Raw genomic sequence first — 16,209 nt, 5'->3', positions numbered from 1 at the left:
CCGGTTGCCCGGGTACGAGGAAACGGGGGGGAGCATGAGCACGGAAGCGCGCCGCGCCTCCATTCCCCCACGCCCACCGGCCCCGCCCGCTCCGCCGACGCCACCGGGCACGCCCCCGCCGCCGGACGCCGAGCCGACACCCGGCCCGGCTGCGACGCCGCCCGGCAAGGCGCAGCCCGGACCGACCCCGTCGAGGCCGTATGGCTCCGGGGTGTCCTCCGGATCCTCTTCCCGGCCCGGCGAAGGAACGCTCTCGCGGCCCCGTGAGGGGATGTCGTCCCGGTCCGGTGAGGGCGCGCCGTCGGGTTCCTCTGCGTCGTCGGGCCCGGCCGTGCCGCCGGGGTCCTTCACGGCGTCCGGCCAGGCGCAGCCGCGGCCGTACGGCTCCGGGGCGTCCTCCGGTTCCTCTTCCCGGCCCGGCGCGGCCACACCCCCGCGGCCCACCACACCACCCACGCCGCGTTCGTCGACGCCTCCGCCGCCCGACACCCCTGCGTCGGCCGGAGGTGAGAGGCGGCCGTTCGGGAGCGTGCGCGAGCGCCGTGTCCCGACTCCGCCCCGGCCGGAGCGGAGCCCCTCCGTGGGCGACGCGTCGGCGCCGCCCCGCTCCGACGGGGCCACCGGCGACCGTGCGCAGCAAGGCACCGCGGCCCGGGTTTCGCGGCCGTTCCGCCTCTCGGACAGTGCTCCGCGACATCCCGAACCGCTCCCCGGCTCGACGCCGCCCCCGCCCCCGCCCCCGCCCGCGGCGTCGGCGCGGTTCCCGGACGCGCCCCCCGCGGAGTCCTGGACCGACCCGGCGACGCGGCCCGCCGCCGGCCTCGAGGAGACCCGCACCGAGACCACCGCACGGCTGCGCCCCCTCCGTCCCGAGCCTCCGGCGGAATCCCTCGGCGCCGGGCGCCCCTTCGTGTCGTTCGCCGAGCCCTACACAGAGCCGCACGACAGCGAGACCGTCGATCCGCGCCCCACCCGCAACCGAGCGCGCGTCGCGGCCGCCGCGGCCTGCATCGTGCTGGGACTCGGGCTCATCGGCGGTGCGGCTACCGGGAGTTGGCTGACCGGGGACGGCACGGACGAACCCGGTTCACGGGGCGCGTTCGCGGCGGCTGGGGAGCTGTGGCACAGCGTGCCCGTGGACCAGCTCTTCCCGCCCACCGTCCAGGGCGACGGCGCGGGCCCCGGCGGCGCCGACCGCACCTGGACCCGTATCGCCGTCGCGCCCGACAGCGGCTGCCAGGACGCCTTCGACCCGCTGCTGCGCAAGGCGCTGGCCCCGGTCGGCTGCCTGCGGCTGCTGCGCGCCACCTACACGGACGCGACCCGCAGTCATGTCACCACCGTGGGCCTGCTGTTCACCAAGGCCGACGCCGCGGCCATGACCTCGCTGAAGACCAGGTTCAAGGCGGAGGGCCTCGACCGGCGGACCGACCTCATGCCCCGCCCGTACGCCGCGAAAGGCACCGTCGCCGCGGACTTCGGCGACACCCAGCGCGGCTCCTGGACGGTGTCGGTCCTCACCGACGCCCCCGTCGTCGTCTACGCCGTCTCCGGCTTCGCCGACGGCCGCGCCGTCACCGCCCCGCAGCCCGCCGCGGACGCCATGCAGTCCGGCGCGACCACGGCCCCGGCGCAGGCCGGCCTCGGCCAGGAGGCGCAGGGCCTTGCCGACCGCGTCGAGCGAGGCTTCCGCAAGACCATCGTCTCGGCCACGGGGAAGCCGTCGTGAACGCCGTCATGACCCGCAGATCGGGAGTGCTCGGCATGCTGCTGGCCGCCTCCCTGGCCCTGGTGCCGTGCACCGCGGCCCACGCCGACGAGATACGCGCCCAGCAGTGGGCCCTGGACGCGATGCACACCCAGCAGGCCTGGCGTACGACGAAGGGCGCGGGCATCACCGTCGCCGTGCTCGACACGGGCGTGGACGCCGAACACCCCGACCTCGCCGGCAACGTGCTCACCGGCACCGACATGGTCGGCTTCGGCGCCTCCCGCGGCGACCGCGCATGGGCCCGGCACGGCACCGCCATGGCGGGGATCATCGCCGGCCACGGACACGGCTACGGCAACGCCGACGGGGTCATGGGAATCGCCCCCGAGGCCAAGATCCTCCCCGTCCGCGTCATCCTCGAAGACGGCGACACCAGCCGTACGAAGGCACGAAACACCCGCGGCAACGCCCTCGCCGAGGGCATCCGCTGGGCCACCGACCACGGCGCCGACGTCATCAACCTCTCCCTCGGCGACGACTCCAAGTCCGCACACCCCGAGCCCGCCGAGGACGAAGCGGTCCAGTACGCCCTGAAGAAGGGCGCCGTCGTCGTCGCCTCGGCCGGCAACGGCGGCGAGAAGGGCGACCACATCTCCTACCCGGCGGCCTACCCGGGCGTGATCGCCGCCACCGCAGTCGACGAGAACGGCACCAAGGCATCGTTCTCCACCCGCCGCTGGTACGCCACCGTCAGCGCCCCGGGCGTCGGCGTCGTGATCGCCGACCCCGACGACAAGTACTACGAGGGCTGGGGCACGAGCGCCGCGTCCGCCTTCGTCTCCGGCGCGGTCGCCCTCGTCAAGGCCGCCCACCCGGGCCTGAGCCCCGCCCAGATCAAGCAGCTCCTGGAGGACACGGCCCGCAACGCACCGAGCGGCGGCCGTGACGACGCGCGCGGCTACGGTTTCATCGACCCCGCCGCCGCCATCAAGGCCGCAGCCCGGCTCAAGCCGGACAGCCTGCACGCGGCCGCGTACAGCCGGAGGTACTTCGGCTCGGGCCCGAGCGTCCCCCAGAAGGACGACGGATCGTCCGGCTGGGCCGGCCCGCTCGCCGGCGGCCTCGGCGCGGTGCTGCTGGCCGCCGCGGTGGTGCTGTGGCGCGGCCGCCGGACCTCGGGCCGCTGAGCCCGGGAAACACCCACGCCTCTTCAGTCGGTGCTTTCCGCGCTGTCCGCACTGTCGGAGAACGCCGACACCGCCGCCTTAGCCGCTGCCTCGACCAGTGAAATCCCCTTCGCCTGGGTCGAGTTGCCGTTCGAGAGTGTCGCCACCAGGTAGTCGTGCCCGTCGGCCGTGACCCGGCCGATGCTGTTGATGTCCCACAGCCCGGTCGTGCTGCGCGCCAGCCAGCCGTTCTTCAGCGCCCACGCGGAGCCGTCGGCCGCCGCCGAGACACCCCAGTGCTGATCGGCCTCGATCCTGCCCATGAGTCCCTGCAGATACGCCCGTGAGGTCTCGCTCAGCTCCGAGTCGTCACCGAACACCTGCTGCAGCAGCGCGAGTTGATCGGCCGCGTCGGTCTGGGTCAGCCCCCACAGCATGCCGGTGCCGCCCTCGGTGGCGGTCAGCCCGAAGCGCTTGTTCGCAGTCCCGAGGCCGTCGGCCTGCCCGATCGACTTCCACAGCGCGGACGCGGACGTGTTGTCGCTGTTCTCGATCATCGCGGTGGCGTACGCCTTCTCCTGCGCCGTCAGATGCCGGCCGGCGTCCTGCGCCTGGAGCAGCAGCGCGGCCAGGATGTCGACCTTGACGATGCTGGCGGTGTCGAACGTGCCGTCACCGTAGGAGGCGCTCTCGCCGGAGTCCACGTCGAGCACCGCGACCGACACCTCCGCGCCCGCCTCGACGGTCACGGACTTCATGGCCTTGGCGAGCAGTGCCGCCCGGTCCACCGAGGTCTCCACGACAGGTTCCACGGACGCCTCCTCGTTCACCGTGGCCGAAGCCGAGGGTGCCGTCGCCGACGCCGCCGACGATACGGCGCCCGAGCCGGTGTGCGCCTGCGCCTTCACGTACGCGGTCCCCGCCGCCGTGGCGCCGACGATCACGGCGGAGGCGAGAGCGCTGTAGACCAGCGGGCGGCGCCGGGAGGGCCGGGCAGGGCGGCGGTGAGCTCTGTGGGACTCCATGCCCGCGATGCTGGGCGACCGGCCTGTGCGCGCCGTTAGACGAATGTTAGATGTCTGTCAGGGAAAGCTGAGAAACCCGTGAGTTCTGTCAACGCCGGGTTTCCGGGGCCGCACAAGCGCAGCAGGATCCCCCCGATAGGGTCGGGGACCGTGGCGAACAAGAACATTCCCGACTCCGGCTTCCCCGACGACGACGGCTCCGCCGACCCCCGGCTGAGCGCGGCGCTCGCCGCCTGGGCCGAGGACCGCACCGCCGTCGGGCCGGTCCTGGAGGCGCTCAAGGGCGCCCGGCTCCTCGTACCCGTCGTGGCCGTACTCGGCGAGGTCGAGGAGGACGAGAACGGACTGCGCCACGAGAAGACCAGTGACATGGCGGTCCCGACGCTGAAGGCCGGCGACCGCACGGCCCTGCCCGCCTTCACGTCCACCGAGTCGCTGGCCCGCTGGGACCCCGCCGCCCGCCCCGTCGCCGTACCCCTGCACCAGGCCCTGCAGGCGGCGGTGCACGAGAAGGCCGACACGATCGTGCTCGACCTGTCCGGCCCGGTCCCCTACGAGCTGACCGGCGCCGCGCTGCGCGCCCTCGCCGAGGGGCGCACCACCGAGGACCCGCTCGCCGACCCGGCCGTGACCGACGCGGTGCGCGCCGCCGTCGCCGCTGAGCCCGCGGTGCTCCGCGCCCACCTCGGACCCGGCCAGGCCGACGGCATCCTCGCCCTCGTCCTGGACCCGTCCGCGGAGCCGGCCGAGGCCGCCCGCGCGGTCGCCGGGCGTCTCGCGGCCGACGAGACACTCAGGGCCCGCCTGGTGCGCGGCCTCGACCTGGCACTGCTGCCGGCCGGGACGACGCCACCGGGCGAGCCCTTGTACGTACGTCAGTGAGAGCGGCCGCGGAGCAGCCGGGGACGGGCTCTAGCCGTAGACCGGGCCCGTGTACTTCTCGCCGGGGCCCTGGCCCGGCTCGTCGGGGACGAACGACGCCTCGCGGAACGCCAGCTGCAGCGACTTCAGGCCGTCGCGCAGCGGGGCCGCGTGGAAGGAGCTGATCTCGGTCGCGCTCGCGTCGAGCAGCCCGGCGAGGGCGTGCACCAGCTTGCGCGCCTCGTCCAGGTCCTTGTGCTCGTCGCCCTCCTCGGTCAGGCCGAGCTTCACGGCGGCGGCGCTCATCAGGTTGACGGCGACCGTCACGATCACCTCGACCGCGGGGACCTCGGCGATGTCGCGGGCCATGGTGTCGAAGTCGGGCGTCTGGGGAGGGGTGTCACTCATGCGTCCCACGATAGGTCCCGGGTGGGGCCCGGCCCCAGTTGGCCTCGGTTAGCCCTTCCAGGCCCGAGCTGCTAACCTTGTGTAACGACCGGCCGGACACTGCTGTGCCCGGCCCGCAAGTGGAGGCTCCGATCTCCCACCTGACCATCCTCCGGGACGGCAGGTCATCCGGTCAGGCGGCCGCCATCGTTCCGTACGGACGATGGAGTCGCCCGAATGTGCGCCCCGCGGTTCACCGCGGCGGTGCTCCGGTATTCCTTGGAGCCCCGCCTGTGTCCCGTCCGGGGCATTTTTCATGCCCCGCGGTGGTTGGTCCAACTGTCATCAGAGACATACGCGGCTGTCCGCCAGACCGCCGTGTGGTGCAACCGAGGAGGATCCATCAGCACCGAGCCCCGCATCAACGACCGGATTCGCGTTCCCGAAGTGCGACTTGTCGGTCCCAGCGGCGAGCAGGTCGGGATTGTTCCGCTTGCCAAGGCCCTGGAGCTTGCGCAGGAGTACGACCTCGACCTGGTCGAGGTGGCGGCGAGTGCACGTCCGCCGGTCTGCAAGCTCATGGACTACGGCAAGTTCAAGTACGAGTCGGCCATGAAGGCCCGTGAGGCGCGCAAGAACCAGGCGCACACGGTCATCAAGGAAATGAAGCTCCGGCCGAAGATCGACCCGCACGACTACGACACCAAAAAGGGTCACGTCGTCCGGTTCCTCAAGCAGGGCGACAAGGTCAAGATCACGATCATGTTCCGTGGCCGCGAGCAGTCCAGGCCGGAGCTCGGCTACCGACTGCTGCAGCGACTCGCGACGGACGTCGAGGACCTCGGTTTCGTCGAGTCGAACCCGAAGCAGGACGGCCGGAACATGATCATGGTTCTCGGTCCGCACAAGAAGAAGACCGAGGCGATGGCCGAGGCCCGCGAGGCCCAGGCGGCTCGCAAGGCCGAGGCGAAGGCCAACCCGGGCAAGTCGCAGAACGCCGCCGACGGTGAGATCACGGACGAGGAGATCGCCGACCAGGAGATCACCGAGGCCGAGATCACCGAGGCCGAGGCCACAGAGGCCCCGGCCGAGGCTTCCGCCGAGGCCTGATCCCAGGGCGTATGCCCCGGGATGCCAACCGATACATATGACGTTCCACCGTGCCCGGTTTCACGACCGGGCACCGGAACGCCACTGACGAGGAGAGAACGGCGCTATGCCGAAGAACAAGTCGCACAGCGGTGCCAGCAAGCGCTTCAAGGTCACCGGCTCCGGCAAGGTGCTCCGTGAGCGCGCCGGCAAGCGCCACCTGCTCGAGCACAAGTCGTCCCGCCTGACGCGCCGCCTCACCGGCAACGCCGAGATGGCCCCGGGCGACGCCAAGAAGATCAAGAAGCTTCTCGGCAAGTGACGTACGGGCGCCTGATCTCTCAGAGCGCCGTACGCCAGGACCGGGACCCCATCGATTTCGGGCCGTGTGACGACAACCACGGCCCCGCTACAAGGAGTTAAAAAGTGGCACGCGTCAAGCGGGCAGTCAACGCCCACAAGAAGCGCCGGGCGATCCTCGAGGCGGCCTCCGGCTACCGCGGTCAGCGTTCGCGCCTGTACCGCAAGGCCAAGGAGCAGGTCACCCACTCGCTGGTCTACAACTACAACGACCGCAAGAAGCGCAAGGGCGACTTCCGTCAGCTGTGGATCCAGCGCATCAACGCTGCGGCCCGCCAGAACGGCATGACGTACAACCGCCTCATCCAGGGTCTGAAGGCCGCCAACATCGAGGTGGACCGCAAGATCCTCGCCGAGCTGGCCGTCAACGACGCCAACGCGTTCGCCGCGCTCGTCGAGGTCGCGCAGAAGGCCCTGCCGTCGGACGTGAACGCGCCCAAGGCTGCCTGACACCGCACCGGCTTCGAGCCGGACGTGATGTGAACCGGACCCGCAGGCCGTGAAGGCCTGCGGGTCCGTGTGCGTCCGGTGCCCTGTTCTCCACCCCGCAACCCCGAAGGTGCCCCCATGCCCGTCGCCCCCGAGTTGATCTCTTCGCGTTCGCCTCGTGTCGCTGCCGCGCGACGGCTGGCCAGGCGGAACTTCAGGGGGAAGGAGCGGCTGTTCCTCGCCGAGGGGCCGCAGGCCGTACGGGAGGCCGTGGCGCATCGGGGCGGCGAGGCGGGCACCCTCGTCGAGCTCTTCGCGACCGTCGAGGCCGCCGAGCGGTACGCCGACATCGTGGGCGACGCCCGGGCCGCCGGGGCGCGCGTGCACCTCGCCGACGACGAGGTGATCGCCGACATCTCGACGACCGTCACCCCGCAGGGGCTGGTCGGGGTCTGCCGCTTCCTGGACACCCCCTTCGAGGAGATCCTCCGGGCGCGGCCGAGGCTCGTCGCCGTACTCGCGCACGTACGCGACCCCGGCAACGCCGGGACCGTGCTGCGGTGCGCGGACGCGGCCGGCGCCGAGGCCGTCGTACTGACCGACGCCTCCGTCGACCTGTACAACCCCAAGGCCGTGCGCGCCTCCGTCGGATCCCTCTTCCATCTGCCCGTCGCCGTCGGCGTTCCCGTGGAGCGGGCCGTCGAGGGGCTGAAGGAGGCCGGGGTGCGCATTCTCGCCGCCGACGGGGCGGGGGAGGACGACCTCGACGACGAGCTGGACCACGGGACCATGGGCGGGCCCACCGCCTGGGTGTTCGGCAACGAGGCGTGGGGGCTCCCGGAGGAGACCCGCGCGCTGGCGGACGCCGTGGTGCGGGTGCCGATCCACGGAAGGGCCGAGAGTCTGAACCTCGCGACGGCCGCGGCCGTATGTCTCTACGCGTCCGCCCGTGCACAGCGCGCCTCCGGAGGGTGCCGTTCCGTCACCGAGAGCTAGTAGGGTGACGGGCTCGGGGGCCCTCTGCGCCAGACGAGAGGTGGGGTACGGGGATGAGTGTCGGCACGAGCGGTGCCAAGAAGGCGCTGCGAGCACGGGAGGCACACAGCACTCCCGCGTCCCGGCGCGATGACCCCGCCGACTCCGAGACCGGCCCCGGAACGGCCTTCGCGGCCGACCTCGCAGCGGAGCTGGGCATCGACCCCGACGACCTGCCCGACGGGCTCGTCGTCGCCGACGAGCACGGCCGGGTGATCTGCTTCAACGCCGCGGCCGCCCGGATCACCGCCGTCCCCGCCGCCGACGCCCTCGGCCGGCCCCTTGAGTGGGCCCTTCCGTTAGAGGACCTGGAGGGGCGACGCTGGTGGCAGCTGACGGACCCCTACGGAGGCCTCGCCATCCGCATCGGGCAACCCGAGCGCAATCTGCTGCTGCCGGGCGGCCGGGAAGTGCTCGTCTCCGCGCGCTACGTCCGCACCCGCCCCACCGGCCCCGTCCGCCGCATCGTCGTCTCCCTGCGTGACACCGAGGCCCGCCGCCGCACCGAGCGCAGCCACGCCGAGCTGATAGCCACCGTCGCCCATGAACTGCGCTCGCCGCTCACCTCCGTCAAGGGCTTCACCGCGACCCTCCTCGCGAAGTGGGAGCGGTTCACCGACGACCAGAAGAAGCTGATGCTGGAGACGGTGGACGCCGACGCCGACCGCGTCACCCGGCTCATCGCCGAACTGCTCGACATCTCCCGCATCGACTCCGGGCGCCTCGAAGTGCGCCGCCAGCCCGTCGACATCGGGGCCGCCGTCGGCCGCCACATCCAGGCGTACGTCGCCGCGGGCCAGCCCGCCGACCGCTTCCTGCTCCGCGTCGAGCAGCCGCTGCCCGACCTGTGGGCCGACCCCGACAAGGTCGACCAGGTACTCAGCAACCTGCTCGAAAACGCGGTGCGCCACGGCGAGGGAACCGTCACGATTGACGTCACGCCCTCGGCGTCCCCCCGCGAAGGGGAGGACGTCAGCACGTCGGTCACCGTGAGCGACGAGGGCAGCGGCATCCCGGAGGAGTCCATGAACCGCGTCTTCACCCGCTTCTGGCGGGGCAGCAAACGCGGCGGCACGGGCCTCGGGCTGTACATCGTCAAGGGCATCGTCGAAGCCCACGGCGGCACCATCACGGTCGGCCGCGCCCCCGGCGGCGGCGCCGAGTTCCGATTTACGTTGCCCGTGAGCACCCCGGCGTATCTGCAGTAACGCCGAGCGGAGCCCCACGGGCGCATACGCATCCCCCACCCCCGTTAGACTCGGCCTTTGGCACCTTTGCGTCCCCGTTCAGGGACGATGCGTCCCCCGAGTCGGGACGGGGACCCTCAGCCAGCCAACCGGAAGCACGGGAAGAGATGTCGGCACCGAATAAGTCGTACGACCCTGTAGAGGTCGAGGCCCTGAAACCGGAAGAGATCGAGCGCATGCGGGACGAGGCGCTCGCCGCCTTCGCGGCCGCCGGTGACCTCGACGCGCTCCAGGAGGCGAAGGTCGCGCACACCGGCGGCACCTCGCCGCTGGCCCTCGCCAACCGCGAGATCGGCGCCCTGCCCCCGCACGCCAAGGCCGCCGCCGGCAAGCTCGTCGGCCAGGCCCGCGGCGCCGTCAACAAGGCCCTCACCGGCCGTCAGACGGAGCTGGAGGCGGAGCGCGACGCCCGTGTGCTGGTCGAGGAGGCAGTCGACGTCACGCTGCCCTACGACCGCGTACCGGCCGGCGCACGCCACCCGCTGACCACCATGATGGAGCGGGTCGCCGACGTCTTCGTGTCCATGGGATACGAGATCGCCGAGGGCCCCGAGGTCGAGGCCGAGTGGTTCAACTTCGACGCCCTCAACTTCACGCCCGACCACCCGGCCCGGCAGATGCAGGACACCTTCTTCGTCCAGGGCCCCAAGGGCGCGCAGGGCGACGAGTCCGGTGTCGTGCTGCGCACCCACACCTCTCCGGTGCAGGCCCGCGCCATGCTCGACCGTGAGCCGCCCGTCTACATCGTGTGCCCCGGCCGCGTGTACCGCACGGACGAGCTGGACGCCACGCACACCCCGGTCTTCCACCAGATCGAGCTCCTCGCCATCGACGAGGGCCTGACCATGGCCGACCTGAAGGGCACCCTGGATCACATGGTCCAGTCGCTCTTCGGCGCGGACATGAAGACCCGGCTGCGCCCCAACTACTTCCCCTTCACCGAGCCGTCCGCCGAGATGGACATGCTCTGCTACGTCTGCAAGGGCGAGTCCGTCGGCAACCCCGACCGCCCCTGCCGTACGTGCTCCAGCGAGGGCTGGATCGAGCTCGGCGGCTGCGGCATGGTCAACCCGCGCGTCCTGGTCGCCTGCGGTGTGGACCCGGAGAAGTACAGCGGATTCGCCTTCGGGTTCGGCATCGAGCGGATGCTGATGTTCCGCCACAACGTCGAAGACATGCGAGACATGGTCGAGGGTGACGTCCGGTTCACCCGGCCGTTCGGGATGGAGATCTGATGCGGGTCCCGCTTTCCTGGCTGCGGGAGTACGTCGATCTCCCCGCCACCGAGACCGGCCGCGATGTGCAGGCCAAGCTCGTTTCCGCCGGCCTCGAGGTCGAGAGGGTCGAGCAGCTCGGCGCCGACCTCAAGGGCCCCCTCGCCGTCGGCCAGGTGCTGACGATCGAGGAACTCGAGGGCTTCAAGAAGCCGATCCGCTTCTGCACCGTCGACGTCGGCCAGGCCAACGGCACCGGCGAGCCCCAGGAGATCGTCTGCGGCGCCCGCAACTTCGCCGTCGGCGACAAGGTCGTCGTGGTCCTGCCCGGCGCCGTGCTGCCCGGCAACTTCGCGATCGCCGCGCGCAAGACGTACGGCAGGACGTCGCACGGCATGATCTGCTCCGGCGACGAGCTGGGCATGGGCGACGACGGCTCGCACGGCATCATCGTGCTCCCGCCGGAGTACGAGGTCGGCACCGACGCGATCGAGCTGCTCGAACTCGTCGACGAGGTCCTCGACATCGCGGTCACCCCCGACCGCGGCTACTGCCTCTCGCTGCGCGGCATCGCCCGCGAGGCCGCCATCGCCTACGGTCTGCCGCTGCGCGACCCGGCGCTGCTCGACGTACCGGCCCCGAACGCCTTCGGCTACCCGGTGCAGATCTCCGAGCCGGCCGGCTGCGACCGCTTCACCGCCCGCACGGTGACCGGCCTCGACCCCGAGGCCCGCTCCCCGCTCTGGCTGCAGCGCCGCCTCCAGAAGGCCGGCATGCGCCCGATCTCGCTCGCCGTCGACATCACCAACTACGTGATGCTGGAGCTCGGTCAGCCGCTGCACGCGTACGACCGCACCCGCGTCCAGGGCGCGATCGGCGTGCGCCGAGCCGAGCAGGGCGAGCAGCTCACCACCCTCGACGGCGCCAAGCGCACGCTGGACGCCGAGGACCTGGTGATCACCGACGACCGCGGTCCCATCGGCCTCGCGGGCGTCATGGGCGGCGCCAACACCGAGATCGACGACACCGAGGGCACCACCACCGAGGTCGTCATCGAGGCCGCGCACTTCGACGCGATCTCCATCGCGCGCACCGCCCGCCGTCACAAGCTGGCCTCCGAGGCGTCCAAGCGCTTCGAGCGCGGCGTCGACCCGCTCGCCGCGGCGGCCGCCGCCCAGCGCACGGTCGACCTGCTCGTGCTCCTCGCGGGCGGCACCGCCGACGCCGGCGTCACCGAGGTCATCGCGCCCTCCGCGCCGCGCACCATCGCCATCCCGGCCAACCACCCGGACCGGGTCGCGGGCGTCGACTACGGCCGCGAGACCGTCGTACGCCGTCTCCAGCAGGTCGGCTGCGACGTCTACGGACAGGACGAGCTGATCGTCACCGTCCCGTCGTGGCGGCCCGACCTCACCGACCCGAACGACCTGGCGGAGGAGGTCATCCGCCTTGAGGGCTACGAGAACCTGCCCTCCACGCTGCCCAAGCCCCCCGCGGGTCTGGGCCTGACCGACCGGCAGCGGCTGCACCGCCGGGTCGGCCGGGTGCTGGCCGGCGCCGGATACGTCGAGGCGCCGAACTACCCGTTCCTCGGCGAGCACGTCTTCGACCAGCTCGGCCTGGCCGCCGACGACCCGAAGCGCAAGGTCGTCAGGCTGGTCAACCCGCTCTCCGACGAGGAGCCCGCTCTTCGTACGGCGCTGCTGCCGGGCCTGCTCGGTGCGCTGCGCCGCAACGACGGCCGCGGCTCGCACGACCTCGCGCTGTTCGAGACGGGCCTGGTCTTCCACCCGCAGGAGGAGCTGCGCGTCGCGGGCCGTCTGCCCGTCGACCGCCGCCCCACCGACGAGGAGATCGCGTCCCTCACGGCCGCGCTCCCCCTCCAGCCCCGGCACGCAGCCGTCGTCCTCGCGGGCGCCCGCGAGCAGACCGGCTGGTGGGGCCCGGGGCGTCCGGCCGACTGGGCCGACACGATCGAGGCCGCGCGCTCGCTGGCCCGCGAGGCGGGGACCGAACTCCTCGTCCGCACCGGTCAGTACGGGCCGTGGCACCCGGGCCGCTGCGCCGAGCTCGCCGTCGTCATCGACGGTGCGGAGCAGGTCGTCGGGCACGCCGGCGAGCTGCACCCCGGTGTCCTGAAGACCCTGGGCCTGCCCGCGCGCACCTGTGCGATGGAGCTGAACCTCGACGCGCTGGAGCAGGCGAGCGCCGGTGTCCCGAGGGGCCCGAAGATCTCGACGTTCCCGGTCGCCACGCAGGACGTCGCGCTGGTCGTCGACCGGTTCGTGCCCCACACGGACGTGGAGGCCGCGCTGCGCGAGGGCGCGGGTGAACTCCTGGAGTCCATCCGCCTGTTCGACGTCTACGAGAACAGCGAGCACCTCGGCGAGGGCAGGAAGTCGCTGGCCTACGCGCTGCGCTTCCGCGCCGCCGACCGCACGCTGACCGTCGACGAGGCCTCCGCGGCGCGTGACGCGGCGGTCGCCCTGGCGGCCGACCGCACGGGGGCGGTGCTGCGCGGCGCGTAGCACGGCATGAGCACGGAGAGGTACTGAGGGGCACGTCCGGAACGCCGGATGTGCCCCTCACTCGTTCGGGTGACAAGTCCGGGTGATCTGGTCCGAACGGGGCATGCGGTCGACAGAATCGGACCGGCCTCGCGGAGGCCGTCTGCGCTGTCAGGGCCTATTGGGGGGCCAATCGGCATGATCCGTAACAAGGCTGGGGCTCCTTGCACGGCGACGCCCCGGACGAACTCGCGGGCGCTGTCCCGCGCGGGCCGGACGGCGCGGGGCCGGGCGGACGACCTGCGGGCCGGACTCGCCCGGGCGCTCCGCAGAGGCAGAGGCAGGGGCGGCACCAGAGCCGGGCCGCCGCGAAGGATCCGGGAGGGCGGCCCGAAAGCCGGCCCCGATCCGATCGTCCGACGGGGCCGCCGACAGCCCCTGCGCCGGGTGCTGAGCCTGGCGTTGCCCACCGTCTGGGGGGCGATCGCGATCACGTACAAAATGGTCTGCCCGCTCGCCCAGCAGAACGGTCTCGGCGCCCGGATCGTCACCAGTGCCGTCTTCTTCGCCGTCGGCAGCGGGCTGATACTCCATGTCAGACGGGCACTGCTGCGCGAACTCCAACAGATCCGCAAGATCGCGGGCGCCGCGCAGAACGTTCTGCTGCGGCCGCTGCCGCCCCGTATCGACGGACTGAACATCGCCGCGGTACAGCACTCCGCGGACCACGGCGCGATCGTGGGCGGCGATCTGTACGAGGTGATCGCCACCGAGCACGGCGTACGCGTCGTCATGGGGGATGTGCGCGGACACGGTCTCGCCGCCATCGGCACCGTCGCCGCCGTCCTCGGCAGCTTCCGCGAGGCCGTGCACGACGAACCCGAACTCGGCTGTGTGCTGCGCCGGCTGGAGCGGGCGCTGGCCCGGCATCTGCGCGAGCGGGCCCGCGCCGAGCACCCCTCCGCGACCGGGCTGGACCCGGAGAGCCCGGTCGCCGAGGAGTTCGTCACGCTGCTCCTGCTGGAGATCCGCCGCGACGACGAGATGTACGTCATCAACTGCGGGCATCCCTGGCCGTATCTGCTGCGCAGCGGGCTCGCACCGGCGGGCGCACGCGGTCATGCCGAGCGGCTGTCGTCGGAGGAACCGCTGCCCCCGCTGGGCTCGTTCCCGCTGCCGGCCGAGCTGCCCGTCGAGCCGTGCGGCCAACTGCTGCCCGGCGAGGCGCTGTTCCTGCACACCGACGGCGTCGAGGACGCGCGCGACAGCCGTGGCCGGTTCTTCCCGCTGTACGACGCGCTCACCGAAGCCGTCCAAGTCCAGCCCGTCTCACCCCAGTCCGTACTGCGGACCGTCTTCGCCGGGCTGCTGCGCCACAGCGGGGGCAGGCCCGCCGACGACGTGGCACTGCTCGTACTGCGCAACGACCGCGGGCGCGTGCCCGTGCAGCACGGCACGGCCGTCGCCCAGCGCGTCACATGACCCGGCCCGCCGTCGTGACCGGCGGCGGGCGCCGGCCGCCCCGCCACGGAGTGTCGGGCAGGCAGCTGGGCGGACGGCGCGGAGACGGGCCGCCGCACTGTACGAGGGGGAGCCGGCGGCCCGGCCGGCCTCTTGCGAGGCATTTCAGTCAACCGGCCCGAAACGCTCTGCAACAGCGCGCGTACTGCCCGTTCACGAGCATTCGCTTCACACCCCGTGTGAAGGCGAACGCACTAATCTGACGGCACCGAGCCACCCGGGGGGCCTCCATGCAGCCCAACACTCTGCTCGACGCGATTCTCGACGAGGCGGGCATCTCGCACGCGGGACTCGCCGCCCATGTCAACCAGGCGGGACGCGCCCGCGGCCTCGCGCTGCGCTACGAACACACGGCCGTGGCGCGGTGGTTGAAGGGGCAGCGCCCGCGTGGCCAGGTGCCCGACCTGATCTGCGAAGTGCTCGCCGTGCGGCTGCACCGGCCCGTCACCCTCGACGACATCGGCCTCGGGGTGCCCGGCGAACCGTCCGCCCCGCACGGCACCACCCTCTCCGGTTTCGTCGAGCGCGCCACCGCCCTGTGGCGCTCCGACGAACAGCAGCGCCCGCACATCCTCGGCGCCCCCGCCGTCACCGGGACTCCCGCCGTGATGCCCGTGTGGGAGTGGGAGAACCCGCCCGAGGACGTGGACGTCTCGCGCGGCGGCCGGCACCGCGTCAGCATGGCCGACATCGAGATGCTGCGCTCGGCCCGCGCCCACTACGAGCAGATGTACCGCAAGGCGGGCGGTGTGGCCACGCGCACCCGGATCGTCGGTTTCCTCAACTCCGAGACGGCGCCCCTGCTGCGCGGCAGCTACACCGACGCCACCGGCCGCCAGCTCCACCGCGCGACCGGCGGGCTGGTCGCCATAGCGGGCATCTGCGCCTACGACTCCGACGCGCACGGACTGGCCCAGCGCTACTTCCACCAGGCCCTGCGCCTGGCGAAGGCCAGCGGGGACAGAGGCCTCGGCGCCTATGTGATAGCCCTGCTCGTCAACCAGTCGCTGTTCATGCGCGAGTACCGGCAGGCGGTGGCGTTCGCGGAGGCCGCGCTGCGCGCCGCCGGGCGGCACATCACACCGGCGCTCGCCTCGGACCTCTACGCGATGCAGGCCAAGGCGTACGCCCACCTCGGCGACGGCAGCAGCGCGCTGTCCTGCATCCGGCGTGCCGAACAGGCCGCCGAGCGCATCCGGCGCGGGTACGAGCCGGACGAGACCGGCTATGTCCAGCCCGGTCTGGTCAACGTCCAGGTGGCGGAGGCGCTGCTCAGCCTCGGTGACCTGGTGGCTGCCGGGGAGCACGCGGTGGCCGCCGTGGGCAATCCGGCGCACGACCGGGGGCGGGTGCACCGGCTCGCGATGCTCAGCCAGATCGAACTGCGCCAGGGCAACGCCGACAAGGCGGTGGCCACAGCGGTCCAAATGGCCGAACAGGCGCGGGGGATGGAGTCCCAGCGCCTGCGCGACAGACTGCGCGCGGTACGCGAACACCTGGTGCGCAGCGGCTGTGCGGGCACGGCCGAGGCCGCCGAACTCATCGACGGGGCACTGCGCGTACCGCTGTAGCAAGACCCCCCGGCGAACTGCGGAAACGATCCGCGGGGCCGCCCGGAGGAGAACGCCCCACCCTGTGCCAGGGGGAGACCGCGCCC

14 protein-coding genes are annotated in these 16,209 nt (G+C 72.3%); 12 read left to right on the top strand and 2 right to left on the bottom strand.

Features of this window, described 5'->3' with window-relative positions; all coding sequences use genetic code 11:
• Positions 1 to 580: 580 nt before the first annotated feature.
• Positions 581 to 1,729: a hypothetical protein gene (locus tag ABZS97_RS07875; protein ID WP_356134813.1), complete on the top strand. Its 1,149-nt coding sequence runs from the start codon at positions 581 to 583 to the stop codon at positions 1,727 to 1,729.
• An 8-nt stretch (positions 1,730 to 1,737) separates the two neighbouring features.
• A complete protein-coding gene (gene mycP, locus ABZS97_RS07870; RefSeq protein WP_356134811.1) occupies positions 1,738 to 2,898 on the top strand; it encodes a type VII secretion-associated serine protease mycosin in 1,161 nt (386 codons plus the stop codon).
• A 23-nt stretch (positions 2,899 to 2,921) separates the two neighbouring features.
• Here mycP and ABZS97_RS07865 read toward each other — a convergent pair whose 3' ends face one another.
• Positions 2,922 to 3,902 (bottom strand): serine hydrolase, encoded by a 981-nt coding sequence (locus tag ABZS97_RS07865; protein ID WP_356134809.1) that lies wholly within the window; start codon positions 3,900 to 3,902, stop codon positions 2,922 to 2,924.
• Between the two features lie 150 nt (positions 3,903 to 4,052).
• On the opposite strand from ABZS97_RS07865, the gene ABZS97_RS07860 reads away from it, so the two are divergent.
• Complete coding sequence (locus ABZS97_RS07860; RefSeq protein WP_356134807.1) at positions 4,053 to 4,784, top strand: SseB family protein; 732 nt, start codon at positions 4,053 to 4,055, stop codon at positions 4,782 to 4,784.
• 30 nt (positions 4,785 to 4,814) lie between these two features.
• Here the strand turns inward: ABZS97_RS07860 and ABZS97_RS07855 are convergent, their stop codons facing one another.
• Positions 4,815 to 5,171, bottom strand: coding sequence for a DUF1844 domain-containing protein (locus tag ABZS97_RS07855; RefSeq protein ID WP_356134805.1), 357 nt, complete (start codon positions 5,169 to 5,171; stop codon positions 4,815 to 4,817).
• 357 nt (positions 5,172 to 5,528) lie between these two features.
• On the opposite strand from ABZS97_RS07855, the gene infC reads away from it, so the two are divergent.
• The 9 genes from infC (at position 5,529) to ABZS97_RS07810 (ending at position 16,123) form a co-directional block, all read left to right on the top strand.
• Positions 5,529 to 6,260: a translation initiation factor IF-3 gene (gene infC, locus ABZS97_RS07850; protein WP_356134803.1), complete on the top strand. Its 732-nt coding sequence runs from the start codon at positions 5,529 to 5,531 to the stop codon at positions 6,258 to 6,260.
• Between the two features lie 106 nt (positions 6,261 to 6,366).
• A complete protein-coding gene (gene rpmI, locus ABZS97_RS07845) occupies positions 6,367 to 6,561 on the top strand; it encodes a 50S ribosomal protein L35 (protein WP_007829094.1) in 195 nt (64 codons plus the stop codon).
• A gap of 104 nt (positions 6,562 to 6,665) precedes the next feature.
• Positions 6,666 to 7,049 (top strand): 50S ribosomal protein L20, encoded by a 384-nt coding sequence (gene rplT, locus ABZS97_RS07840; protein ID WP_003970214.1) that lies wholly within the window; start codon positions 6,666 to 6,668, stop codon positions 7,047 to 7,049.
• 117 nt (positions 7,050 to 7,166) lie between these two features.
• On the top strand, positions 7,167 to 8,024 hold the full coding sequence (locus ABZS97_RS07835; RefSeq protein WP_356134801.1) for an RNA methyltransferase: 858 nt from the start codon (positions 7,167 to 7,169) through the stop codon (positions 8,022 to 8,024).
• A gap of 53 nt (positions 8,025 to 8,077) precedes the next feature.
• A complete protein-coding gene (locus tag ABZS97_RS07830) occupies positions 8,078 to 9,271 on the top strand; it encodes an ATP-binding protein (protein ID WP_356134799.1) in 1,194 nt (397 codons plus the stop codon).
• A gap of 146 nt (positions 9,272 to 9,417) precedes the next feature.
• Positions 9,418 to 10,545: a phenylalanine--tRNA ligase subunit alpha gene (gene pheS / locus ABZS97_RS07825; RefSeq protein WP_356134797.1), complete on the top strand. Its 1,128-nt coding sequence runs from the start codon at positions 9,418 to 9,420 to the stop codon at positions 10,543 to 10,545.
• A complete protein-coding gene (gene pheT, locus ABZS97_RS07820) occupies positions 10,545 to 13,052 on the top strand; it encodes a phenylalanine--tRNA ligase subunit beta (RefSeq protein ID WP_356134795.1) in 2,508 nt (835 codons plus the stop codon). The genes pheS and pheT overlap by 1 nt, the downstream gene beginning before the upstream one ends.
• A 480-nt stretch (positions 13,053 to 13,532) precedes the next feature.
• Positions 13,533 to 14,513: a PP2C family protein-serine/threonine phosphatase gene (locus tag ABZS97_RS07815; protein WP_356134843.1), complete on the top strand. Its 981-nt coding sequence runs from the start codon at positions 13,533 to 13,535 to the stop codon at positions 14,511 to 14,513.
• 269 nt (positions 14,514 to 14,782) lie between these two features.
• Positions 14,783 to 16,123 carry a transcriptional regulator gene (locus ABZS97_RS07810; RefSeq protein ID WP_356134793.1) on the top strand — a complete coding sequence of 447 codons (1,341 nt, stop codon included), beginning with the start codon at positions 14,783 to 14,785 and terminating at the stop codon, positions 16,121 to 16,123.
• Positions 16,124 to 16,209 lie beyond the last annotated feature (86 nt).

Source organism: Streptomyces sp. NPDC005485, assembly GCF_040606085.1.
Taxonomy (GTDB): Bacteria; Actinomycetota; Actinomycetes; order Streptomycetales; family Streptomycetaceae; genus Streptomyces.
Note: the sequence above shows the minus strand (reverse complement) of the source record. Positions and strands in the feature narration are given on the sequence as shown.